Origin of the sequence: Aliidiomarina iranensis, from assembly GCF_003987135.1 — a bacterium.
Taxonomy (GTDB): Bacteria; Pseudomonadota; Gammaproteobacteria; order Enterobacterales; family Alteromonadaceae; genus Aliidiomarina; species Aliidiomarina iranensis.
This window is the reverse complement of the sequence record NZ_PIPJ01000002.1, coordinates 13,479-37,369: the sequence shown is the minus strand read 5'-3', so window position 1 is coordinate 37,369 and position 23,891 is coordinate 13,479. Positions and strand designations below refer to the sequence as shown.

Sequence of the window (23,891 nt, the reverse complement as noted above, 5' to 3'; positions counted from 1 at the left end):
CAATTCTTGGGGGCTAATTATTTACGGGCTAATAGTTACCTAAGATTACTAGCGTGAAAATGCAAATGTTCTTCAATGAAACTCGCAATGAAGTAATAGCTATGATCATAGCCAGGTTGATAACGAATTTTCGCGCCAGCACTGGTTTCATTGTTCACCGCAATTAAAGCTTCGGTTCTCAGTTGATCGGGGTAAAAATTATCGGCATCTCCTTGGTCGATTAAAATCGGTGGAATATCGTGGCTGCGGCTATCGCGTTCTTGCAAAAGCACGGTAGCGTCGTATTGCCGCCATTGGCTTTCATCATCCCCCAAATACCCACTGAACGCTTTCTTACCCCAAGCGCAGTTGATTGGATTTACTATCGGTGCAAACGCTGAAATTGATTGATAACGTTCACTGTTCCGTAAACCAATAACAAGCGCTCCATGGCCGCCCATTGAATGGCCACTAATAGCGCGGTCAGAAGTAAGCGGAAGGCCTGATTCCACCAATTCAGGTAGCTCTTTCACAATGTAATCATACATTTGATAATGCTTGGCCCAGGGTTGCTCAGTGGCATTAACATAAAAGCCAGCACCTAAACCAAAATCATAAGCCCCATCAGGATCATCGGGCACACCATCGCCTCGCGGGCTCGTATCTGGAATGATGAGTGCTATGCCCAAATCAGCCGCTACTCGTTGAGCGCCAGCTTTACTGGAGAAATTCTCATCAGTGCAAGTAAGCCCAGAGAGCCAATACACTGCAGGCACTTTTTCGCGTTCAGCCTGGGGCGGCAGAAACACAGAGAAATCCATGGCGCAATTCAATACACCCGAATTGTGGCGAAAACGCAATTGTTTACCACCAAACGCTTTTTTCTCGTCTTTTAATTCAATTGCGTTCTTACCGGCAAACCGAACACCTGTAAAAAATGCCATAGCACGCTCCTTTACTCAAAAACAATTAATAGTGAATAACACTGCGAATTGATTTCCCTTCATGCATTAAATCGAACGCTTTATTGATATCTTCCAAACCCATGGTGTGCGTAATGAAGGTATCAAGCTCATATTCGCCGGCCAAATAACGGTTTACATAATCAGGTAACTGCGTGCGCCCTTTCACGCCACCAAACGCGCTACCCCGCCAAACTCGGCCTGTTACCAGTTGAAACGGGCGAGTTGAAATTTCTTCACCGGCACCAGCAACACCGATAATTACCGATTCACCCCAACCTTTATGGCAACTTTCGAGCGCTGAGCGCATCACTTTCACGTTACCAATACACTCAAAGGAATAATCAACGCCGCCATCGGTTTTTTCTACAATCACTTCTTGAATCGGTTTATCGTAATCATTCGGGTTAATGCACTCGGTTGCACCTAATTTTTTCGCAATATCAAACTTCGATTCATTAATATCAATAGCGATAATCCGGCTAGCGCCTGCCATTACTGCACCAATGATGACCGAGAGGCCAATACCGCCGAGGCCGAAAATAGCAACCGTATCGCCTTCTTCTACTTTCGCCGTATTCTTCACCGCACCCATTCCGGTGGTAACACCACAACCGAGAAGGCAAACTTTTTCCAACGGCGCATCTTTACTAATTTTGGCTAACGCTATTTCTGGCACTACTGTATGTTCCGCGAACGTAGAGGTTCCCATATAGTGATAAATTGGCTGCCCATTTTTTGAAAAGCGCGTAGTACCATCAGGCATAAGGCCCTGCCCTTGCGTATTGCGAATCGCTTGGCATAAATTGGTTTTGCCTGATGTGCAAAATTTACATTCGCCACATTCTGGGGTGTAAAGCGGAATCACATGATCCCCTACCTCAACAGAGGTTACACCCTCGCCAATCGCCTCGACAATACCGGCACCTTCATGGCCTAAGATGGCTGGGAAAATCCCTTCAGGATCAGAGCCGGAAAGCGTATACGCATCCGTGTGGCAAACACCGGTAGCCACAATACGCACAAGTACCTCGCCTTTTTGTGGCGGCATTAAATCAACTTCTTCGATTTTTAGCGGTTCCCCTGGGCCCCATGCAACAGCAGCCCGTGTTTTTATCGTGTCCATTGTTAATTCCTTGAGGTTTATGAACGTGAAGATACAGCTTTCTATTGTAATTATTTCTCATTAAATGATAATAGTGATTAATTAAATTTACTTTTTCATTTATGCAATAATGGACTAATCAATTGCAATTAAATCACGGTAACTAACTAGCGCTAACTGGCGAACGTTAGCCAATAAACATTAGCCAAATACAAGCAACCGAACTAGCCACGGCATAAAGGCAACCACATGACCAAAATCTGGCAGGGCATTAGCGAATTTACCGCAGTAGCAGAAACCAATAGTTTCACCCATGCTGCGCAACAACTCGGAATTTCCGTGGCGCAAGTTAGTCGCAATATTAGCGAACTCGAAGCAAGGCTGGATATCAAACTGCTCTATCGCTCTACGCGAAAAGTTAGCCTCACCGAAGAGGGCGCGCTTTACCTACAACATTGCCGCAATTTAGTAAGCAGCTTAGATGAGGCGAATCGCAGTATTACTAACCTTAAACTAACACCTCGCGGGCTCATAAAGATCACTGCACCGGTTTACTATGGCGAAAATCATTTGGCACCATTATTGAATCAATTTCTGCTCGCTTACCCAGAGGTGGAGCTTGATTTGCAACTTACTAATAATAAACTTGACCTCATACAAGGTAGCTTCGATCTCGCTATCCGGTTAGGGCAACTGGAGAGCTCGTCGCTTATCGCTCGCCGCCTAAGTTCCCGAACCCAGCATATAGTGGCCGCTCCGAGTTACTTAAAAAAATATGGCGAACCACAATCTCCAGCAGAGCTCAGCCAACATCAATGTCTACTCGGTAGCGTAGATACCTGGCGTATCTTAAACGCACAGGGTAAACCTATCTCATTTAAACCACATGGCCGCTTACGCTGTAACAGCGGCCCTACTCTCTTAAATGCGGCATTATGTGGCTTAGGTTTAGCGCAATTGCCAGATTACTATGTAAAAGCGGCGATTCGCAGCGGTGATTTACGGATGCTGTTAGAAGATTATCGGCTACCCGATGATGGCATTTGGGCTGTTTACCCACAGAATCGTCATCTTTCCGCAAAGGTTCGGCATTTAGTTGAATTCCTAGTTGAGCGTTTGTAACCATTCCGCTACAGGCTCAGGACGATGGAAAAAGAATCCCTGAAACTCCTCAATTCCCTTAGCTCGCAAGTATTTGAATTGTTGCTCAGTTTCAATACCTTCAACCACAGTGCTCATACCTAAATTTTGGCTCATTGAAATAATAGTTTCGAGTAAAACCTGCGGTCGGCCACCCTCCATACCACCTTGTACAAACTGCCGATCGATTTTTAATTCCGTTACCGGAATCCACTGCAAACGTTGCAAATTAGAGTAACCAGTGCCGAAATCATCAACGGAAAAACTCACACCTTGCGCTGCTAGTTCATCCATTATCACCTTCACCCGCTCAATATCATGGATCAACAGGTTTTCTGTAATTTCGATTTGCAGGCCTGCTAAATCAACCTCTTCTTCGACAAATATAGCGCAGAGATTAGCTACGAAATATTCATTCATAAATTGCCGTGGGCTAACATTCATCGCGATCTTAAAAGCCGGTTGATATTGCCGTACGGCGCGTATAGCTCGAGCAACTGCACGGCTCATGATATCACCAATATCATTAATGATACCCAAGCGTTCAGCTAACGGAATGAATTCATCTGGGCTTACAAGATTACCTTTATGGCGCCAACGCGCGAGCGCCTCGGCCGCAATAACTTGGCCATCACCATTTACCTTACTTTGAACCCAGCACTCGATTTCATTACCTTGCACCGCAGCACGAAGTTTTTGTTCAAGCTTGAAATCCGCAACAACCTGAGTGGTCATTATGCCTTTGTAAACGGAAAATTGATCGCGCCCGTTGGTTTTCGCTTGATGCACGGCAGTTTCGGCATGGGCCACAATTTCTGAGGCACTGCCTCCCTTTTCCATGGTAGCCAGCCCAATGCTTGCAGTAAGTTTATAACGGCGGCCGTTGATAATAATTTCTTCCCGCAGCACTGAAAGTAAGCGGCTCATGCGCTTCTGATGATACCCCTTACCCTCTTCTTCGGATACTTGAATACCAATCCAAAACCGATCTTCAATATCTTTCGCCAACACGCCGTTATATTCTGAAACTAGATAACTTAAGCGGCCGGCGATTACACGAAGCACCTCATCACCTTCATCCTCGCCTTGGGCGATATTAATACGATTAAAGTAGTCCATATTTATCGCAACAACGCGCACATTGCTGTAATGCAGTTGGTGCTGTACGAGTTTTATAAAGTTAGCTCGGTTCGGTAAGCCCGTAAGGGCATCAAACATCGATAAGCTTTCAATGGTTTGTTCCGCTTCTCTACGTTCAGAAATATCGCGGATCGAGCCGATATAACAAGGCTCGCCAAGCCAATCAGCTTCATTGATACCAATGGTAACCGGAAATAACGAGCCATCTTTGCGTTGGGCTTCAAGTTCGCGCTGCCGTCCCAATACGCGGGGGCCAGCACCATACATTGCATTATGCATAAAATTTTGATGTTGTTGGGCCATGGAAGGCGGCATTAGAATACTTACATTGCGGCCGATCACATCGCGCGGATAATACCCAAACATACTTTGTGCGGTGCGATTGAAAGCAACGATAGTGCCTGCTTGATTAATGATCACAATTGCATCAAACAAACAATCAAAAAAATTTAATAACCATTGGTGTTCAGAAGTGTTCTCTTGATTAGCCCCTAGCCGCTTGCCCACATTGTTTTTTTTGCCCGTCGTTTTAACGCTCGCTGATTCGTTAGTTTTTACTTGAGTATCAGCGTTCGATTTATTTTTCATAAAGCCCTAACAGTAGTTCTTCGCTCGAAGAATGATTGCAATGGGTTGTATTGTAGTAGCTAAACAGGTTTCATGCGATCACTATGACAACTCTCATATTTGATCTACGATAAACGCACCGCCGCAGCGCTGGAAATATAGACTAAAACAATCTAGCCAAAGCTACTTAGCTAAAATTATTTAACTAAAGCTACTTAACTAAAGCTATTTAACCCAGGCTCTGTAACTTCCCTTCCGCTATTTTGAAATAATAATGAGCTTTCGGTAGCGCTTCGGTTTTATGCCCGAGCATTAAGCACGTGCGCCCTACCAACCATTCTTCTAAGGTATTCTTAATCTTCGTTGCAGTCATTCCATCCAAGCCGGTGCATGGCTCATCTAAAATCACCACAGCTGGATTTTGTAGATATAACCTCGCCAACACAAGGCGCCGCGCTTGGCCTCCGGATATAGCTAAACCCGCTGTACCCACCCAGGTTTCCAACTGCTCAGGCATTGCCCTCACTTCATCGGCGAAGGCTGCAAACGTAAGTGCTCGCCACAATTCCTCATCACTTGCACGAGGAGCCGCAATACGCAAGTTGGTGGCAATGGTACCCGCCAATACTAAATTTGCTTGGGTAACGTAGCCTAATTGCCCTAACCAACTACTATCGGGTTGCGTTTTATTGCTTACTTTATCGTTTGCTTCATCTGTTTCTATAAACACCTGAATGCCAGGAAGCTCACGTATTCCGGCAAAAACCTGCGCCATTGTGCTCTTCCCAGAGCCAGAACTCCCTAACACCGCGGTAATCTTACCAGCCCGAAGGGGTAGTTTCAGGCCTTGTAAATTCAAACCCGGCAAGGCTTCCCCAGTATTCTCTGTATTCTCTGTATTCTCTGCAATCTCTATATTAGCTCTGTTAGCGGCGCTTTGTGTGTTAACCGTGTTAGCTGTGCCCTCTGCGTTTTCGATGTTAGCTGTGGCAGCTGTGGCCTTAACCTTATCGGTAAAGCGAAGTGCCGCTGCTTGCCTTTGATTCCCACTAGGCGCAGGCCCATTCAAATCATGCAAGCGTTCCGCAGCTTCATTCACCAGCCCAATCTGGCTGCTCTGTTCAGCCAAGGGCACCAGCACTTCGGCTAAGGCTAAAATGGCTAGTGCTTGCATAACCGCTATCGGCAAGCTCATCTGCTCTTGGCTATAGGCATGCAAGCCGAAAAGCAAAACGGCTAGAGCTAAACTCTGCAATAAGAACTGCAGCACATTTTCAATGGCCGCTATTCGCTGCAGGCGTTCTTGGCCAAATCGATTAATAGTCGCCCCTAACTGGCGTTGCTCAGCGCTATTTTGTGCCAGCCTACCAGCACCAAAAAGCTCTGCCATCCCCTCGTAAAAATCCATGCTTTGTTGCCGAAATGCGGCACTTGCTCGCAGCTCTTGCCGGCCTAATGCTTCGGTTTTTTGGCGTGCTTTAATCACGGCTAAATACCAAAGAAACGGCAAAACAACAGCTATCAAAAATATAATTTCGGGTGCGGCCCGCCAACTGAACGCACTAATCAGAATCAACACGAGAATTAGCATCCACCCGGCCACAGCTGGCGGAGCCAACAAGCGCAAGTACAGCCCGTCTAAAATATTTAAATCTTGCGTCAATCGCTGTAACACGGTTCCCGTGCGAAGTTTTGCAAAGCTGTGCGCCGGTTTTTGGCTAAGACGATGAAAAAAAGCAACTCGCCAACGGGCTTGCACTCTTAACACCGCATCGTGATGAAATATCCTTTCGAAATATCGACCTACGGTGCGCATTAACGCAAACACACGAATACCAGTGCCTGGGGTGAAAATATCAAAAAGCACTAAAATACCAGCCGCCGTGGCAATTCCAGTAAGTGCCGAGGCTGTAATAAACCAACCTGAAAGTGCGAGTAAACCCACGCCTGCCGCCGCGGTTACAAACATACAAGCGAAGCCCAACAGCAGGCGTTTACGTTCCTGTTTTAAACCTTTGTAGAACATATTTTGAAGAATAGTTGTACTTTTCTTCGAATTACTTTTCATTCTGTTCTCCAGCGTTAATACGAGCTGGGGCCCTGCTACTTTCCTCGGTATCGAAAGATTTTGCAGTTTCATCAGGCTCAGCGAACTTTTCAAACAAAACAGTGCGATCTGCTAATGCAGTAAAATCATCACTATGGCTTGCAATCACCATACTTATGCCCTGTTTACGCAGCCGTTTTACTGTTGCCACAATATACTGGGCGGAAGTATCATCGAGAGCAGCCGTGGGCTCATCGAGCAGCATCAGTTTTGGAGTGAAACCAGTTTCAATGGCCACAAGCCAACGCGCAAAGGTTAAGCGTTTTGCCTCACCGCCGGATATCCCAGCACCACTCTCACCAATCTGGGTATCTAGCCCATGGGGTAAGCGCTGAATGAGCGGTGCTAAGCCCATATCATGCATGGCTTTATGTAACGCAGTAGAACTTGCATCCGGCGTGAACAAGCGCAAATTATCGGCAATGGAACCATAAATTATCCACGGGCTTTGTGGTAGGTAGGCAACCGAATTTAGTGCTCTGGCATCAGCCTCTTTCGGCCATGGCAACAACCCCGCTAAAAGCTGTAGCACCGTACTCTTACCCGCTCCCGATGGGCCTTGGAGTAACAATGTTTGCCCTACCTGCAAATTAAGTTCCGGAATGAAAATAGTTTGATTGCGCGATTCGTATTGGAATTGGCATGCCTGAGTATGCACTAGATTAGTATCAGGATACTCTGGTTGCTCTTGTGCTGCTTCACTTACATCCTTATTAGCCGTGTTGTTCGGGCTAGCCGCGCACTTCAGGCTAGCGGCGCTATTTTCGCGATCTGCAGCGCATGTTTGCGGCGCAAGAATAGTTGCCGCACCCAGAGCCGCGGCACGATCGTGATAAAACTGAGAAAGTAACCGTATTGGTTGAAAAAACTCCGGCGCCAACAACAAAATAAACAATCCCGAAAACAATGTGAGCTCGGCGCCCGGTCCAACCTCATAATAGCCAAGTAAGGAAAAGCCAATGTAGATAGCAATTGCGGCGATCGCTATTGCCGCAAAAAACTCCAAAACTGCCGAAGATAAAAAGGCGATTTTCAAAGTACGCATATTCAGTGCACGATACTCATCGCTTGCAACAGCCACTTGTTTTTCTGCCATGGGCAGCTTTTGCATTAAAAATAGCAAGGTTAAATTACGTACACGATCAATGAATAAACTAGCAATACGTTGCACCGCCACCGCTTGCTTCTGATGAATTCGTTCCGCCCCCATACCCACCAGCGCCATAAACACCGGAATCAAAGGAGCGCTCAGAAGTAAAAATAATCCGGCGAGCCAATCAAGATAAAAAACAACAGCCAGAATAAGCAAGGGTTGCCAGGTAGCTAACCAAATTTGAGGTAAAAAGCGTGAGTAGTAACCCGCCAGTGAATTCACCGGCTCAACTAAATCGTTAGCAGCGCTAGCATCGCCCATGCGCTGCCACGAGAAGTTTTGCATTTGCTGTTGCCAAAATTGCAGCAAATTGTACCGCGCTGCATCTTGAGCGCTATCGGAAGCCTTGAGCGCCCAGCGTTGATACTGCCAGTTGGCTATGCTGCGCACCGCAATAGCAGCTATCGCACTCAGAGCAAAGGGCATTAGGGTTGCCACGGTTTCGCCCTGTAATGCGGCATAAACCAACCACGCAAACAACCCCATCTGCACAATCAGCGCAATGGCTTGCAAACTGCCATATAGCTTTGCCCAGAACAAAGAGCGGCCGGTGGCCGCTCCTATTCTTGCGAGATATCTCTTCTCTGCCGCAAAGGGCTTTTCAGGTTTAGTGGTAGCCAACGTCTGCTGTTACCTTGCCGCGGAATACCCAGTAAGTCCATGCGGTATACACCAACACAATTGGAATCACGAACAATAACCCTAGCAATAAGAATAGCTGTGATTCGTGCGCTGAGGCTGCATCCCACAATGTATAGTTTGGTGGCACTACATATGGGAATTTACTCGCTAACAACCCGAGGTAGGTAAAGATAAACATGCTCATAGTTGCTACGAATGGCGTGCCATCGCGACGCTGATACAACGCTCGAATCAACCACACGGCACTCAGTAATGTGAGCACTGGGAATAACCAGATATAGCTAATACCGCTGAACCAACGCTCAGCAACAAAGGCATCCACAAAAGGAGTCCAAATGCTGATAATCGCGAAGATAACTAACACCGCAATGAGTAGATATGGCGTTATTTTAAATGCCCAATTTTGAATATCACCTTCAGATTTCAAAATTAACCAAGTAGCACCCAACAAAGCATAGCCCGCTACCAAGCCGAGGCCAGTTAAAACCGTAAAGGGTGTTAACCAATCTAAAGCGCCGCCCACATAGGCCATGTTTTCAACATTAAAGCCCTGAATATAGGCGCCTACTACAGCACCTTGGGCGAATGCCGCTACCGTTGAACCAATCGCGAATGACCAATTCCACAGATACTTAGACGTTCTCGCTTTGAACCTAAACTCAAAAGCAATACCGCGGAAAATTAGCCCTGCCAGCAGTAAAAACACACCAATGTATAGTGCCGGAAGGAATACGGCATAAACCAATGGGAATGCGGCCAATAAACCGGCTCCCCCCAGAATCAACCAGGTTTCATTACCATCCCAAACCGGTGCTACGGAATTCATCATAACATCGCGGGCATCTTCGCTCGGAGCAAATGGGAATAGCACCCCAAGCCCCAAATCAAAGCCATCCATTAGCACATACATAATTACGCCAAACGCAATAATGCCGGCCCAAATAATAGTTAGATCAAATACGGGTTCGCTCATTGTTGAGTCTCCTCTTCCCAAGCGGCACTAGCGGCTGATAACGGACGTTTCGCCCGTTGGTTATTGCTATCGGCGGTCGTCATCTCATGCTCGGGCGCTACACCCACACGCAATACGCGCATCAGATAATACAAACCAGCTGCGAATACCACCGCATATACCGAGATATAACCAATCAAGGTAAACAGTGCCATGCCGCCCGTAAGCGAGGGCGTTAAGCCTTGCGCATGAGTCATTACTTCGTAAATTAACCATGGCGCACGGCCTACTTCGGTCACAAACCAGCCTGCAAGCACAGCAATAAAGGGGCTAATGGCCATGAACCGCATACCTTGTAAGAACCAAGTTGTACGAGCATAAGCCTCTTTGCGGCGCAGTACTAAGCCGGTTATCGCGAAGAGCACCATTAGCATGCCTATGCCCACCATGATCCGGAACGACCAGAACACAATAGCCACCGGTGGTTGCTCTTCTGGCGGCACTTCTTTTAAGCCTTGCACTTCACCATCCCAATCGTGGGTAAGAATAAAACTTGCTAAACGCGGGATGCCAATTTCAAAATGATTGGTTTGAGCTTCTTGATCAGGAATTGCGAACAAGAGCAATGGCGCGCCACGTTCGGTTTCCCACACCCCTTCCATCGCAGCTACTTTCGTAGGTTGATTCTCAAACGTATTTAAACCATGAATATCACCCACCACAACTTGCGCTGGTGCAATGATAAGGAGTAACCATAACGACATGGAAAGCGCACGTTTATGCACCTCTACATCTTTCTTACGCAACAAATACCAAGCACTCACACCGGCAACCACAAAGCCACCGGTTAAGAACGACGCTAAGCCCATGTGGAAGAAGCGCGGCCATAAACTGGCGTTGAAAATTGCATCGGCCCAGCTGGTAACATGCACCATACCATCACGCAACTCATAACCGCCCGGTGTTTGCATCCAGCTGTTCGCAGAAAGAATCCAGAATGAAGAAATAAAGGTGCCCACGGCTACCATTACTGCGGCAAAGAAATGCACGCCCTGGGGCACTTTACCCCGCCCAAATAGCAGTACACCTAAGAACGCTGCTTCGAGGAAAAACGCAGTAACCACCTCGTAACTCAGTACTGGCCCTAAGAAGTTAGCGCCCGCATAGGCGAAATTACTCCAGTTAGTACCAAACTGAAACGCCATCACGATACCGGATACAACGCCCATACCGAAAACAACAGCAAATACTTGAATCCAGAACCTCGATAATCGTTCCCACACTGGATTTTTCGTTCGCCACGATAGGCCTTCTAGCGCAGCAATATATGACGCCAAACCAATAGTGAATACAGGGAATATTGCGTGAAATGATACTACGAATGCGAATTGAATTCGCGAGAGTAAGAGCGGATCAAGATCCATGGTAGAGCTCCTCGTTACAGCAATTATCTATCAACCAAGATTTCATATAAAAGTATACGCTCAATTGATAGCTTTAAAAGTTTTGCAAGCCGTGGCAAATTAGCACACCTTAATCTAATTAGCACATGCTAATATTCAGTTTACGCTCCTTTTGTTGGCAAGAAAATACTACATTCACCAGAACATTGAGCTAGATCAAGTTTGGTGGCAACATACCTACATTCACTACGAAGATTAACGCAAGGTAGATTAGATTATGTCGGTTTCATTTGGCCCGTTTGCCATGGGTATGCTGCAGTTTATATTTGTTTTGGCAGTGGTGGTAACCATGCTTATGGCGTGGTTGGTAAGTAAAAAATACAAAGTGGCTATTTCTGATTCTGTTTTTCACGTTTTAGCGGTAGGCATTCTTGTTGCTCGTATCAGCTTTATTGTTCGTTACTTTGAATTATACGCTGAAGCACCCTGGCAAATTATCAATATTCGTGATGGTGGTTTCGACCTTTGGGCAGGCGTTGTGGGGTCAATTCTGATGGCGGTGTGGGAAATAAGCCGCAATCGAAAAATTTGGCAACCTCTTACTATCGCGTGTGTATCCGGCGCTATTGCTTATACAGCAATGAATGGTTATTACCAGCATAAATATGGCGGCGAACTTTTTGTTCCCAACGTACAAGTACAAACTTTAGACGACCGCACCGCCTATTTAAACCGTGAGTACTTGGGCCAACCTATGGTTGTGAATCTATGGGCCACTTGGTGCCCGCCTTGTGTTCGAGAAATGCCGCTACTTGAAGATGCGCAAGCAAAATGGCCTGATGTTGCCATTGTTACTGTGAATCAGGGTGATACCAAGCAGCAAGTGTTAGATTTTGTTGCTGAGCAAAACCTAAATCTCACGGATATGTTGCTTGATCATAATAATCGCTTGAGTAACGAAATAGGCTCTTTTGCCCTTCCCACTACTTTGTTTTTCAACGCCGAAGGCATGCTTATTGATACTCATGTAGGCGAATTCTCGCCTGCTCGCCTGCAGCAAGCGATAGAGCTAATTAGTAGTGATGAATGATAGGGATATAGGCTTTATCTAGCGCAAGCTTTGAATTGCATCGCCAATGCCGGCAAGGGTGAGCGGATACATTCGGCCCTGCATAATATCGCGCATCATATGAATGGAATGATAATAATCCCAGCGCTCTTGTGGTTGTGGGTTTAGCCACACCGCTTTTGGGTAGTGGTTTAATAAGCGCTGCATCCACACCTGCCCCGGCTCTTCATTCCAATGTTCAACACTGCCACCCGGGTAAGCAATTTCATAAGGCCCCATGGTGGCATCGCCAACGAAGAACAACTTGTAATCACTGCCATACTTATTGAGTACTTCTAAAAGTGGTGTTTGTTCTTTGAAGCGACGTTGATTGCTCTTCCATAATCCCTCGTACACACAGTTATGAAAGTAAAAGAATTCGAGGTGTTTAAACTCCGAGCGTACCGCTGCAAATAACTGCTGGCATTCATAGATGTAATCATCCATTGAGCCACCCACATCAAACAGAATGAGCACTTTCACGGCATTGTGGCGCTCTTGCTGCCATTGCCAATCAAGCATCCCTTTTTTGCCCGTGGCACGAATGGTTGCAGCCAAATCAAGTTCATCTGCTGCCCCTGTGCGCGCGAATTTCCGGAGCTTCCTTAAAGCTAATTTGATATTTCGATTACTCAGTTCCGCATCGGTATCTAAATCAGCAAACTCGCGCTTATCCCAAACCTTCACAGCACGGCGGGCATTGCTGCCCTCTTGGCCGATTCGAATACCTTCTGGATTATAGCCATAGGCACCAAAAGGCGAAGTGCCACCAGTGCCAATCCATTTATTGCCACCTGCATGCCGTTTTTGTTGCTCAGCCAAGCGCTCATTGAACTGCTTTAAAAGCTCATCCAAACCACCCAGTGCTTTTAGTTTTTCTTTATCTTCAGCACTTAATTGACGCTGCAAACTTTTCTCTAACCATTCTTGCGGGATTGAGGCGGCAATATCCACCTCATTCACCCCTTCGAAATATTCAGCAAACGCACGGTCAAAGCGATCGTATTGGCTTTCATCTTTCACTAACACCATGCGTGAAAGTGAATAGAAATCGTCGATATTAGCAAAGATAACCTGTTGCTCGAGGGCATTCAGTAAATCTAAAAGTTCCGTAATGCTTACCTTTAAACCATGCGCCCGCAGCCGAAAGAAAAATTCAATAAGCATAAAATTTAGCGTGCGCCCCGACGTGACATAAACGCAAGCTTTTCTATTAACTCAACATCCTGTTCATTTTTCAGCAACGCACCAAACATCGGCATTAAGCCGCCATCAGATTTAGTTAAATCGCTAGGGCTAATATCTTCAGCCAATAAAAGCTTTAACCAATCGAGTAATTCTGAGGTTGATGGTTTCTTTTTCAGGTTTGGCACTTGCCGTAAATCAAAAAATACTTCTAGCGCGGTTGCTAAAAGTTGTTTCTGGATATTTGGGAAGTGTACCGCCACAATCGCGGCAAGTGTTTCGGCATCAGGGAATCGAATGTAGTGAAAGAAACAGCGGCGTAAGAATGCATCGGGGAGCTCTTTTTCATTGTTCGAAGTGATAATAACGATGGGCCGTTGCTTAGCCTTTATTTGCTCACCGGTTTCATAAACATGAAACTCCATTTGATCGAGTTCGTGCAACAAATCATTGGGAAATTCAATATCCGCCTTATCAATCTCATCAATTAATAGCACCGGCCGTTTTTCAGCACTGAAGGCTAACCATAGCTTGCCCGGTTTAATGTAATTACTAATATCATGCACTTTCTCGCTGCCTAACTGGCTATCACGTAAGCGCGAAACCGCATCATATTCATAAAGGCCTTGTTGCGCCTTCGTCGTTGATTTTATGTGCCAACGTAGAAGGTTGGTATCCAGCGCGGCTGCCAACTCTTCCGCCAAGCGGGTTTTCCCCGTACCCGGCTCACCTTTGATCAATAACGGCTTCTGCAAAGTAACCGCCGCATTCACCGCCAAGGCTAATTCGTTCGATACAATGTAATTCGCTGTGCTTTGAAAACCATTCTGCGCTGCGCTTTTACTTCCCGTTCCCGCCATATAATCTCTCACTTTCGAACGCCCAAAAAATTAGCGCCATGATAACAAATCATGGCGCTAATCACAGATCCTAAAAATTGCTTTGGTTAGTTTTTCTTCAAACCGGTAAGCACACCGCCAATCCCTACAATAGTGAGCACCGCGCCGATGATTAAAAACCAGAGTGCATTATCGGTTGGTTGCCCGGTAATTGCCTCTGAAGCTTGGCCTAGCGCTGATTCACGCTCCTGCCATCCGAAATATAAAATGATTAAGCCAGCAACTAAAATAGCGAGTGATACAAATTTATTCATGAACACTTCTCCTTTGAGTTCTAAGAACTTTTCTTTTTATCGAACTAGCAACTTTATGTTTCTAAAACTTTTTATTGCAAAAACTTTATACTCGTAAAAACTTTATGTTAATACTAACGTAAGTTTAACTAATTGCTTTTAAGTACCTTTTTAGCGTAGAGCAAATAAACTAAAAGTCCAGTTTGCTCATGCACCTTTACTTTTTTTCAAGTGCGTTACTCGTTTAAATTTCGATATTCATAAGCTCAGCAACGCGATTTCAATCATTTCCAGAGCACTGCATCATGTTTAATCCGCCCCGTTACGATGCTCTCAGCAACCTCCTCGGCCAAACGATAGCCAGCATCCGTGGCCTGTTGCCAAAATTTTTGCCGCGCAGGAACATCAAGATCGGCAAAATCATGACGATCGGGAATTTTGCCGTAAGGTAGGGCATCAATAAAAGCTTGGCTTGGTGTAATCAGCACCGCATTTGGCCAATGCGCCCCCGTAGTTCGCCGCTTGGTATTTTTATCAAACCAGCCCGGTATCACTTCGCGCTGAAAATGTGGATACAGCACTAGGCCCTCTTGATCATCGAGCGGCACATCAAAATGGTAATCCGTAACACCGCCATCTCGATAAACACCCGGAGGCGCTCCTGGGATATCGCGCACACCATCGAGAACGAGCGGTATCGAACCAGTAGCCAATAGCGCTTGCCGAAAGTTTTCCTCACTCAAGGGCACATGCAATGTTGGTAAATCCCGCCATTCTTTTCCCATAATAGGGTTTGCTTTCGGGTGATGAAAAATCACTCTTTCATAACTGCTTCCCAGTGTTTTTCTGGAAATCGCGTTTAACCCAGCGGCTTTCAGTAAACCAAGGCCCTGCCCCAAGCGGCCATTTGCTGCGTTTAAGCCTTTACACCGCACCGCAATCATATGATGGCGAAAAGTATCTTGCTGTAAAATTTCAGCAACCGCGGAATCGGGCACATATTCATGCAGTAAATCAATGGCTTTATCAGTAATTTCTCGAATATCGGGTTTTTCGGAATAAACGGTAGCGCGATAAAGCTTACTGAATAGTGCGCTCGCTTCGGCTGCATTTTTCCTGCCCAAGCTGGCAAAGCGCCAACCGCCAGCAGATGTACCCAAAAGGTTAAGTGGTTGCTGCCGATCGGCAAAAAAATCAGCAAATAAAAAGTTATCCAAGCCCTGCAAAACAAACCACTTCGGCCCGCCTGATGCTCCCAGCAAGGTGCTCACATCATTCGCCTGCAACCCATTTTCACGAATGTGCGCAAGCGCCCTTGCACCTGCCTTTACTTCTGCCCATTTCATCATGAACGCTATCAATCCTAGTTAACGTGTTTGTTTACCACTGCACTAAAAAACATGAACGAATGCACTAGCAAATGCACCACCGAATGCAAAAAAGAATCTCGAAAAAGAGATAGCGCTTAGTATACCTTGCATGATTTTGAAGTACAGTTGCCATCGCTACTGCAACATTTGTTCGGCAATGGTATTCTTTCGTTACTAAATTTCTTACATCGAACCCTAAACCCAGAATGTTTATTCTTAAACATCAACACTAAAAAGAATAATTTTATGAAATTCATAAGTTTTAATATCAACGGAATTCGCGCACGCTTACATCAACTTCAGGCGCTTATTGATAAACATCAGCCTGATGTTATCGGCCTGCAAGAAACCAAGGTACACGATGATCAATTTCCGCTCGCTGATGTGGAAGCCATGGGTTATCAAGTGCTTTATTTCGGCCAAAAAGGCCATTACGGCGTGGCATTATTAACTAAACTGCCCTTCGAAGATGTATGTTATGGCTGGCCCGGTGATGCGGAAGATGCTCAGCGCCGCATGATTATGGCAACAGTAACCAGCGCGAATGGCGAAAAAATACGCGTAATGAATGGCTATTTCCCACAGGGCGAATCGCGTGATCACCCGCTGAAGTTCCCAGCGAAAGAAAAATTCTATCAGGATTTAATGCACTACTTAGAAACAACTCAATCGCCAGAGCAACCATTAATTTTGATGGGTGATGTGAATATCTCATCTACTGATTTAGATATTGGTATTGGCGAAGCGAATCGTAAACGCTGGTTGAAAACGGGCAAATGTAGCTTTTTGCCTGAAGAACGGGAATGGATGCAGCGCCTAATGGATTGGGGTTTCACCGATACCTATCGCGCTGAACATCCAGAACGCGATGATCAATTTAGTTGGTTTGATTACCGCTCTCGCGGGTTTGATGATAACCGGGGCCTGCGTATCGATTTAATTCTTGCTACTAAGAACCTCGCGAATCGCTGTATCGATACCGGCATCGATTATGAACTGCGCGGCATTGAAAAACCCTCAGATCATGCACCGATTTGGAGCACCTTCAAAGTAGAATAAAGTACAAAAAACTAGAAAAAAACAACTGGCTTTGGCGTTATTGCTCCTCGGGTGGCAATACCGCCAAGGCCTTCCGTAACACCCGCGCCAAATCCACATAACACGGCCCTTTGCGATGCCCGGGCAAACGAATATCCTCGCCCGCTGCATTTAATTTGTTTTGCAGTTCGAAATACCAACTATTTAGCGCTGGCGGCAATATCTGATGCGCACGTTTACCTAACCAATAGTACCCTTGAATTGGCAAGGCCAATAAAAACAAAGATGCGCCTAGAATCTGAGGTAGGAACTCTGCTCCCAAATATTGAAATTGCACAAAGAAATTAGCCACAGCCGCAAACGGCAATAGTTTTATCCCTAGTTTAGTAGCCGGAATGAATTTGCTTTCCGGCATGTTGCCAACAACGGCATGGTTGGGCCAAAGTTTTAAGTAATTAGCCCCGCGTTGTAAAGTTTTCCACATGGAGCATCCACCTATTTCGCAAATATACCTCTATATTCGCACAAAGCAGCAAATAAGATCAAAAAATCAGCATGTGATGAAAACTCGCACAATCAATTTAATTGTTTATTTTCAGTGATATAGAAACTTCACTCCAGCTAATTAACAAGGTTATCCACAGAAAAAGTGGATGGAATTGAGTAACTCACCGGTAATTCAACGCATACACCACTATAAAATATTTTATGAACTGTGAAAGCATGATTTGCGGGGCTTACGTATCCTTGTTGAGTTTACTTTGCTGAGCTTCCGTTTTTTTCGCTTCTGTGGCACTGTAAGCCTGTATTTTAGCTTTTATATACGAATGGGAATTGAATATGAGCATAGTAGTTTTCGGTATAAAAAATTGCGATACCGTTCGCAAAGCACGCAAGTGGCTAAAAGAGCATGATGTGAATTATCAATTTGAAGATTTGAAAACAACGCCATTAGCCGGTAGCACTATCGAACATTGGTTAAACCAAGTTGGCGCCGATATTCTGGTAAATAAACGCGGTACTACGTGGCGCCAATTACCCGATGACGACAAGGGCGAGCTCACTTTGCCCCGCACTATTCATTTAATTCAAAGCAACCCAACGCTGCTTAAACGGCCGATAGTGGTGAAAGGTAGCGAGATAACTGTAGGGTTTAATGAAGGTGAATGGCAGGAGCGTTTCGGTGGATAAATCCTATGATGTTGATCACCCAACGCTTGTTTTAGCACGCGAATTAATTAGCCGCCGTTCAGTAACACCAAACGATGCAGCATGCCAGCATTTACTCGCTGAGCGCTTAGCCCCCTTGGGCTTCGATATCGAGTCGATGGTATTTGCCGATACTACCAACATGTGGGCACGCCGAAATAAAAGCGGACCAGTTTTTTGTTTTGCCGGCCACACTGATGTTGTTCCCGCGGGTGATGAAAACGATTGGGATACGCCACCCTTTCAGCCAGTGGATAAACAAGGTGTACTTTACGGCCGCGGTGCGGCTGATATGAAAGGCAGTTTGGCGGCTATGATTGTGGCCACCGAACGGTTTTTGCATAACTACCCTGAACATGCGGGCAGCCTTGCTTTCTTGATTACCAGCGACGAGGAAGGCCCGTTTATTAACGGTACTGTAAAGGTAATTGAAACGCTAGAAAAGCGTAACGAAAAGATTACTTGGTGCTTAGTGGGTGAGCCCTCGAGCACAAATTACTGCGGCGATGTGGTGAAATATGGCCGCCGTGGCAGTTTAACCGGGCATCTTACGGTAAAAGGTATCCAGGGCCACGTAGCCTACCCACATTTAGCGCGCAACCCAGTTCACCAAGCCGCACCGGCCCTTGCCGAATTGGCTTCCGAAGTTTGGGATGAGGGTAACGAAGCGTTTCCGCCTACCAGCTTCCAGATCGTTGATATTCAGGCCGGTACTGGCGCTACTAATGTTGTACCCGGCAAGGTTAAAATTGCCTTTAACCTTAGATTCAGTACCGAATCCACTGCTGAATCCATAAAATCACGTATTTTAGCCATACTCGATAAGCACGAACTAACTTATGAAATAAACTGGGCACTGAATGGCCTGCCGTTCTTAACGGATCATGGCGAACTCGTAAGTGCTACCCGCGCTGCGGTTAAAACGGTAATCGGAAGCGAGCCAGAGTTTTCAACCGCCGGCGGCACCTCGGACGGCCGCTTTATTGCCCCTACCGGCGCACAGGTAATCGAACTCGGGCCGGTAAATGCAACAATTCACAAGGTTAACGAAAACGTGAGCCATCGCGATTTAATTGATTTAACCGATATGTACGAACAGATCTTGTTTAATATGTTGGTGCGGAACGAGGGCGCAAATGCCAACAGTGGGAATCACCGGGGCAAGGATACCGAAGCCAGTGGTGTAGCAGCAAACAATTCCGGAACAACGGATTCCGAAATCAAGGGCTCCGGAGATAAAAATTCGCCTAGCTTCGGGCATTCAGGCCCATGAAAGATAAGCGAGGCGAACAAACCAGTGCGCTAGCGAGAGCAAAAGCGGCCGTTACTCGCGAGCAATTGCTCGGTGCCACCGATGCGCATGTGGTATCGCTCGCCTCGGCTGTATCCAGTAAGGTTAAGCTACAACCTGCAGCTATCAACGCCTATGAACAGATGCGAGAAGCCGCATCTGCAGCAGGGTTTCGCTTACAGGTTGCCAGCGGATTTCGTGATTTTCAGCGGCAAAAAACTATTTGGAACAAAAAGCTCAATGCCAGCGATGAAAGTAGCCGAGCTTTGGAACAGATTCTGCATTGGTCGGCTTTACCGGGCACAAGCCGCCACCACTGGGGCACAGATTTTGATTTCTTTGATGAAGGCGAGTTTCCACCCTTTCAGGAAAACAATCGAACCTTGCAGTTATTGAGCAGTGAATACCAGCCCAATGGGCCATGTCATGCCCTGTATCAATGGTTGCTGAAGCATGCACCAAATTATGGTTTCTACTGGCCCTATCAAGGCCGCGGCAATGGCGTAGCCGCAGAACCATGGCATCTTAGCTATGCGCCACTTGCCGCAGAATTTCAGGCATTATGGGGGCAACCGGAGCAAATTGGCTATCTTCGTGATTTTCTCCATAGCCAAGAACTGGCCGGTTTTTCGCTAATTAGTGAACAACTCGCAAGTATCATTCAACGCTACAGCTTACAGGTGGAATCACCACCTAAAGAGATAGCCTTATGACAATGCCATTGTGGGCCGTTATCTTAATTATTGTATTAGCCCTCGCGGTTATTTTCAGCAATGTAATGTTGGTGAAAAAAACCGCGAATATGAAAATGCCCGATATCCTGAACAAACAGGGAAAAAAGGTAAAAGATTGGCAAAGCGATGAGTGGGATGAAAATAATTGGGAAGATGATGATTGGGGTGAAAAACAAAACAAAGATGAAACCGATGAAACCGATGAAACAAAAAAATAGCGCTAAACATTAGTTAAGCGCTACTTTATTTTTACGATTTTGTAGAATTTCGCGTTTAATCGAATTGCACACCTAAGCGTTTACCTACTTCTTCGTAGGCTTCTACTACACCGCCAAGGCCTTGGCGAAAGCGATCTTTATCTAGCTTCGTACGTGTTTCGCTATCCCATAAGCGGCAGCCATCGGGGCTAAACTCATCGCCCAACACTACTTGGCCAGCAAAAACACCGAACTCCAATTTGTAATCAACGAGCAACATACCGCCCTCTGCGAATAACGGCTGCAACACTTCATTCACCGCAAACGTTAGGCGCTTCATTTCGGCCAGTTGCGCTTCTGTGGCCCAACCAAAGGCAACAGCGTGGCTTTCGTTTACCATCGGATCGTGCAATGCATCGTTTTTCAAAAAAAATTCGAAGGTTGGCGGGTTCAGAGTAATCCCCTCTTCTACACCCAACCGGCGCACAAGTGAACCCGCGGCAATATTACGAACAACGCATTCAACCGGAATCATATCGAGTTTCTTTACCACAGATTCGGTATCAGAAAGCAGTGATTCCATTTGCGTAGGAATGCCCGCCGCCGCCAACTTCTCCATAATAAAAAAGTTAAACTTATTATTTACCATGCCCTTTCGCGCCAACTGCTCAATACGCTCGCCATCAAAAGCCGAGGTATCATCACGAAATTGCAGAATCAAATAATCTGGGTTGTCAGTGGTATATACCGTTTTCGCCTTGCCCCGATAAAGCTCTTCTTGTTTTTGCATCAATCTAATCTCGATTAATCTTGAGTTTGTTCACGAAATGCACGAGCGAAGGAAGGCATCCATTCTGCCAAACTCTCTGCCGACGCAGGTTCTTCATTGATGTAAGGAATCACGTAAATTACGCCATCTCTATCATCTACGTTAAATTCGATTTCGGTACCTAATTCAATGGGCAGCTCGCCTTGTTCGGTTCCCCGCCAAAATGCTAAGCGTTGGAAAAATGAGCGTTTACCAGCTGGCTCATAAATCGTGTAATAAATGCCTTCCGATTGATTAAAATCTTCAATCACAAAACCAACGCTTTCTAACACACCCGGCATTAAACTCCATGCAACGTTGAAATTACTATCAAATACAATGGCCGAGAAGCCATCTGCTGTTTCACCTTGACGAATTTCAACACCCTGGCGCGCATCAGCAATTTGATCGGCAGAGTAGTTACGCGCCAAATACGCTGAAATCTGGTTCAAAACACCCGCTTCAAGTTCCCGTTGCAACATAATTGGCGTATCTTGCGAAGAAACTGGGTTACCGTTCTCAAGCCAAGCAATCTCAGAGGCTTGCGCATCGATTACTGCACTGCGGCGGTGGCTTGCAGCTTGCATTTCTATGGTAATCACTTGCTCAGAAGTGTATTGATCACGTTCCCGGCGTAAGCGGTTAAAAAAGCCTTCCCGTCCTAATTGATAGTGTTCGCGGGTGAAGCGTGCAGTTACAATACGTTCCTGTGGGCTTTCTTCAACAATTTCCGCCCCCATTTCACCCATCACGGCAACAACACCGTTCCACACCCAATTGGGTAAATCGCTGATACCTTCCACTGCATCAAAAGCCAAACGAGTTTCGTTTGAACCTTCTTCGATACGGCTTCCCGGTGCCAGCGTGAGTACTTGCCGAGGCGAACGTACACTCACAGCTTGGCCAATAGAACCTTCTCGCTGTTCTGCTGAAAGTGTAGGTAAAACGTACTGAGAACGTTGCTGAGGCACTTCGAGCCCTTCCGGAGCATTTAACGAGCCATAATCTTCAACTTCTAGATAATCAAAACTACCTTCAGCTAAATCACGTTGCGCTGCGCATCCACTTAGCACTAACGCGCTTAAGGCCACTACCCAAACTTTATTAAACTTCATCAAAACTCCGTTATTGTAAATATCCAGCATCTTTGAGTGCTTGTTCGATAACTTTTTCGTTCTCAAGTTCCGGAGCTGTTAGAGGTAATCGATAATTCGGTTGAATCCACCCCAATCTTGCCATCGCCCACTTTACCGGAATCGGGTTTGCTTCAATGAACAAGGCATGATGCAACGCAGTTAACTTCTTATCCAGCTCTGCTGCTAGCTCAACATCGCCGCGGCGAGCAGCATCTATCATACGCTTCATGGTTTGCGGCATTAGATTAGCGGTAACGCTAATTACCCCGTGCCCACCGGCGAGGATAAAATCACGCGCTGTTGGGTCGTCACCACTTAACAAAAGAAAATCTGGCCCACACAAACGTTGTAGTTCCGCCACTCTATCAATTTCACCGGTAGCTTCTTTAATACCAATAATATTCGGGAATTCAGCAAGCTCTGCCACCAGTTCTGGCAACATATCACAGGCAGTGCGGCCAGGCACATTATATAAAAATTGCGGTAAATCGCTGGCTTCACTAACATGCCGGTAGTGCTCAATTAAGCCTTTACGGCTTGGCCGGTTGTAATACGGCGTTACATTCAGAAAGCCATCAACACCGAGCACGGCAATGCGTTCGGTTAGCTGAACTGCTTCATGGGTTGAGTTGGAGCCATTTCCGGCAATAACGTGAATTCGTTTATCAACTAACTCTACTGTTGCTCGAACCACATCAACGTGCTCATCGTGGCTCAAAGTGGGTGATTCACCCGTAGTGCCCACAGAAACAATGGCATCAGTGCCATACTCCACATGAAACTCCACAAGTTCAGCAAGAAGTTTGTAATCAACGTTACCGTTGCTGGTAAATGGGGTGACAAGCGCCACCATACTGCCGGTCAGCATAGATTCTCCCTTTCAAAATAAGGCCACAATCTTACTCGTGCAGCCGTTGAATGACAAGAGCAGCGCACTAGCGATTCACGATAAACTATGGTTTCATAGAACTGTACATTAACTAATTCAGAACATGGAGCTAATCTAATGAAAACATTACAAGCTGGCGATAAAGTGCCTATGTTTACCCTTCCCGATCAAAACGGCGAAGCGGTTAGTTTGGCTGATTTGTTGAAATCGGCGCAGGTACTGGTTTATTTCTACCCAAAAGCAATGACACCAGGTTGCACGGTACAAGCACAAAACCTACGTGATAAGCGCGATGAACTAGCCGAAAAAGGCGTTACCGTTGTGGGTATTAGCCCCGATGCGCCGAAACGTTTGGCCAAGTTTACCGAGCGCGATGAGCTTAATTTCACCTTACTTGCAGATGAGCAAAATGAGGTGGCTAATGCGTTTGGTGTTTGGGGGCCAAAGAAATTTATGGGCCGTGAATATGATGGCATTCACCGTATCAGCTTTTTAATTAGCAAAGATGGCAAAGTAGCCAAGGTGTTTGATAAGTTCAAAACCAAAGATCACCACGAAGTAGTGCTCAACGCCTTAGCGTAAAAGCTGGGTAAACGTAGCCTTAGGGTAAAGTTAACAACGCCGTTCACAAATAAACCGCCAAC

At 46.1% G+C, this 23,891-nt stretch carries 22 protein-coding genes and 1 pseudogene; 8 read left to right on the top strand and 15 right to left on the bottom strand.

The window, feature by feature from the left end; all coding sequences use genetic code 11:
* Window positions 1-35: 35 nt before the first annotated feature.
* Window positions 36-923, bottom strand: coding sequence for an S-formylglutathione hydrolase (fghA, locus tag CWE08_RS03330; RefSeq protein ID WP_126765629.1), 888 nt, complete (start codon window positions 921-923; stop codon window positions 36-38).
* Window positions 924-948: 25 nt separating this feature from the next.
* Window positions 949-2,067: an S-(hydroxymethyl)glutathione dehydrogenase/class III alcohol dehydrogenase gene (locus CWE08_RS03325; RefSeq protein WP_126765627.1), complete on the bottom strand. Its 1,119-nt coding sequence runs from the start codon at window positions 2,065-2,067 to the stop codon at window positions 949-951.
* A gap of 228 nt (window positions 2,068-2,295) precedes the next feature.
* On the opposite strand from CWE08_RS03325, the gene CWE08_RS03320 reads away from it, so the two are divergent.
* Window positions 2,296-3,168, top strand: a complete 873-nt coding sequence (locus CWE08_RS03320) for a LysR family transcriptional regulator (protein ID WP_126765626.1) — start codon at window positions 2,296-2,298, stop codon at window positions 3,166-3,168.
* Here the strand turns inward: CWE08_RS03320 and CWE08_RS03315 are convergent.
* The 5 genes from CWE08_RS03315 to CWE08_RS03295 form a co-directional block, all read right to left on the bottom strand.
* Window positions 3,151-4,914 (bottom strand): putative bifunctional diguanylate cyclase/phosphodiesterase, encoded by a 1,764-nt coding sequence (locus tag CWE08_RS03315; protein ID WP_126765624.1) that lies wholly within the window; start codon window positions 4,912-4,914, stop codon window positions 3,151-3,153. The two genes, CWE08_RS03320 and CWE08_RS03315, sit on opposite strands and share 18 nt — an antisense overlap.
* Before the next feature lie 208 nt (window positions 4,915-5,122).
* Complete coding sequence (locus CWE08_RS03310; protein ID WP_198677064.1) at window positions 5,123-6,961, bottom strand: amino acid ABC transporter ATP-binding/permease protein; 1,839 nt, start codon at window positions 6,959-6,961, stop codon at window positions 5,123-5,125.
* A complete protein-coding gene (locus tag CWE08_RS03305) occupies window positions 6,951-8,774 on the bottom strand; it encodes an ABC transporter ATP-binding protein/permease (RefSeq protein WP_126765620.1) in 1,824 nt (607 codons plus the stop codon). Before CWE08_RS03305 ends, CWE08_RS03310 begins: the two co-directional genes overlap by 11 nt.
* Complete coding sequence (gene cydB / locus CWE08_RS03300) at window positions 8,761-9,768, bottom strand: cytochrome d ubiquinol oxidase subunit II (RefSeq protein ID WP_126765618.1); 1,008 nt, start codon at window positions 9,766-9,768, stop codon at window positions 8,761-8,763. Before cydB ends, CWE08_RS03305 begins: the two co-directional genes overlap by 14 nt.
* Window positions 9,765-11,171, bottom strand: coding sequence for a cytochrome ubiquinol oxidase subunit I (locus CWE08_RS03295; RefSeq protein ID WP_126765616.1), 1,407 nt, complete (start codon window positions 11,169-11,171; stop codon window positions 9,765-9,767). Before CWE08_RS03295 ends, cydB begins: the two co-directional genes overlap by 4 nt.
* 256 nt (window positions 11,172-11,427) lie before the next feature.
* Between CWE08_RS03295 and CWE08_RS03290 the strand changes: the two genes are divergently transcribed.
* Window positions 11,428-12,240, top strand: coding sequence for a TlpA disulfide reductase family protein (locus CWE08_RS03290; protein ID WP_126765614.1), 813 nt, complete (start codon window positions 11,428-11,430; stop codon window positions 12,238-12,240).
* Window positions 12,241-12,258: 18 nt separating this feature from the next.
* On the opposite strand, the gene CWE08_RS03285 is transcribed toward CWE08_RS03290, so the two are convergent.
* The 4 genes from CWE08_RS03285 to CWE08_RS03270 all read right to left on the bottom strand — a co-directional run bounded on the left by CWE08_RS03285 (window position 12,259) and on the right by CWE08_RS03270 (window position 15,924).
* Entirely contained in the window at window positions 12,259-13,425 is a 1,167-nt protein-coding gene (locus tag CWE08_RS03285; RefSeq protein ID WP_126765612.1) for a vWA domain-containing protein, read from the bottom strand.
* 5 nt (window positions 13,426-13,430) lie between these two features.
* The gene (locus CWE08_RS03280) at window positions 13,431-14,303 is read right to left on the bottom strand and encodes an AAA family ATPase (RefSeq protein ID WP_126765611.1); all 873 of its coding nucleotides are present in this window, start codon (window positions 14,301-14,303) and stop codon (window positions 13,431-13,433) included.
* Between the two features lie 86 nt (window positions 14,304-14,389).
* A complete protein-coding gene (locus tag CWE08_RS03275; RefSeq protein WP_126765609.1) occupies window positions 14,390-14,596 on the bottom strand; it encodes a DUF3185 family protein in 207 nt (68 codons plus the stop codon).
* A gap of 263 nt (window positions 14,597-14,859) precedes the next feature.
* Window positions 14,860-15,924, bottom strand: coding sequence for an alpha/beta hydrolase (locus CWE08_RS03270; RefSeq protein ID WP_126765607.1), 1,065 nt, complete (start codon window positions 15,922-15,924; stop codon window positions 14,860-14,862).
* A gap of 267 nt (window positions 15,925-16,191) precedes the next feature.
* Between CWE08_RS03270 and xthA the strand changes: the two genes are divergently transcribed.
* Complete coding sequence (xthA, locus tag CWE08_RS03265) at window positions 16,192-17,004, top strand: exodeoxyribonuclease III (protein WP_126765605.1); 813 nt, start codon at window positions 16,192-16,194, stop codon at window positions 17,002-17,004.
* A gap of 37 nt (window positions 17,005-17,041) precedes the next feature.
* Here the strand turns inward: xthA and yfbV are convergent, their stop codons facing one another.
* Window positions 17,042-17,467, bottom strand: coding sequence for a terminus macrodomain insulation protein YfbV (gene yfbV, locus CWE08_RS03260; RefSeq protein WP_126765603.1), 426 nt, complete (start codon window positions 17,465-17,467; stop codon window positions 17,042-17,044).
* Between the two features lie 356 nt (window positions 17,468-17,823).
* On the opposite strand from yfbV, the gene CWE08_RS03255 reads away from it, so the two are divergent.
* The 4 genes and pseudogenes from CWE08_RS03255 to CWE08_RS03240 all read left to right on the top strand — a co-directional run bounded on the left by CWE08_RS03255 (window position 17,824) and on the right by CWE08_RS03240 (window position 20,435).
* Window positions 17,824-18,174 carry a Spx/MgsR family RNA polymerase-binding regulatory protein gene (locus tag CWE08_RS03255; RefSeq protein WP_126765602.1) on the top strand — a complete coding sequence of 117 codons (351 nt, stop codon included), beginning with the start codon at window positions 17,824-17,826 and terminating at the stop codon, window positions 18,172-18,174.
* Window positions 18,167-19,315, top strand: a pseudogene (gene dapE / locus CWE08_RS03250) (succinyl-diaminopimelate desuccinylase); the annotation flags it as partial. The gene CWE08_RS03255 and the pseudogene dapE, both read left to right, overlap by 8 nt.
* A gap of 146 nt (window positions 19,316-19,461) precedes the next feature.
* The gene (locus CWE08_RS03245; protein ID WP_126765598.1) at window positions 19,462-20,196 is read left to right on the top strand and encodes a M15 family metallopeptidase; all 735 of its coding nucleotides are present in this window, start codon (window positions 19,462-19,464) and stop codon (window positions 20,194-20,196) included.
* Window positions 20,193-20,435: a DUF2897 family protein gene (locus CWE08_RS03240; RefSeq protein WP_126765596.1), complete on the top strand. Its 243-nt coding sequence runs from the start codon at window positions 20,193-20,195 to the stop codon at window positions 20,433-20,435. Before CWE08_RS03245 ends, CWE08_RS03240 begins: the two co-directional genes overlap by 4 nt.
* 55 nt (window positions 20,436-20,490) lie before the next feature.
* Here CWE08_RS03240 and purC read toward each other — a convergent pair whose 3' ends face one another.
* From purC to dapA, 3 genes are read right to left on the bottom strand one after another with little or no spacing between them, the layout of a single operon-like run.
* Window positions 20,491-21,204 (bottom strand): phosphoribosylaminoimidazolesuccinocarboxamide synthase, encoded by a 714-nt coding sequence (gene purC / locus CWE08_RS03235; protein ID WP_126765594.1) that lies wholly within the window; start codon window positions 21,202-21,204, stop codon window positions 20,491-20,493.
* A 14-nt stretch (window positions 21,205-21,218) separates the two neighbouring features.
* Window positions 21,219-22,337, bottom strand: a complete 1,119-nt coding sequence (bamC, locus tag CWE08_RS03230; protein WP_157981218.1) for an outer membrane protein assembly factor BamC — start codon at window positions 22,335-22,337, stop codon at window positions 21,219-21,221.
* 10 nt (window positions 22,338-22,347) lie between these two features.
* Window positions 22,348-23,226, bottom strand: a complete 879-nt coding sequence (gene dapA / locus CWE08_RS03225; RefSeq protein WP_126765590.1) for a 4-hydroxy-tetrahydrodipicolinate synthase — start codon at window positions 23,224-23,226, stop codon at window positions 22,348-22,350.
* Between the two features lie 138 nt (window positions 23,227-23,364).
* Here dapA and bcp point away from each other — a divergent pair, with 138 nt between their 5' ends.
* The gene (gene bcp, locus CWE08_RS03220; RefSeq protein WP_126765588.1) at window positions 23,365-23,829 is read left to right on the top strand and encodes a thioredoxin-dependent thiol peroxidase; all 465 of its coding nucleotides are present in this window, start codon (window positions 23,365-23,367) and stop codon (window positions 23,827-23,829) included.
* Window positions 23,830-23,891 lie beyond the last annotated feature (62 nt).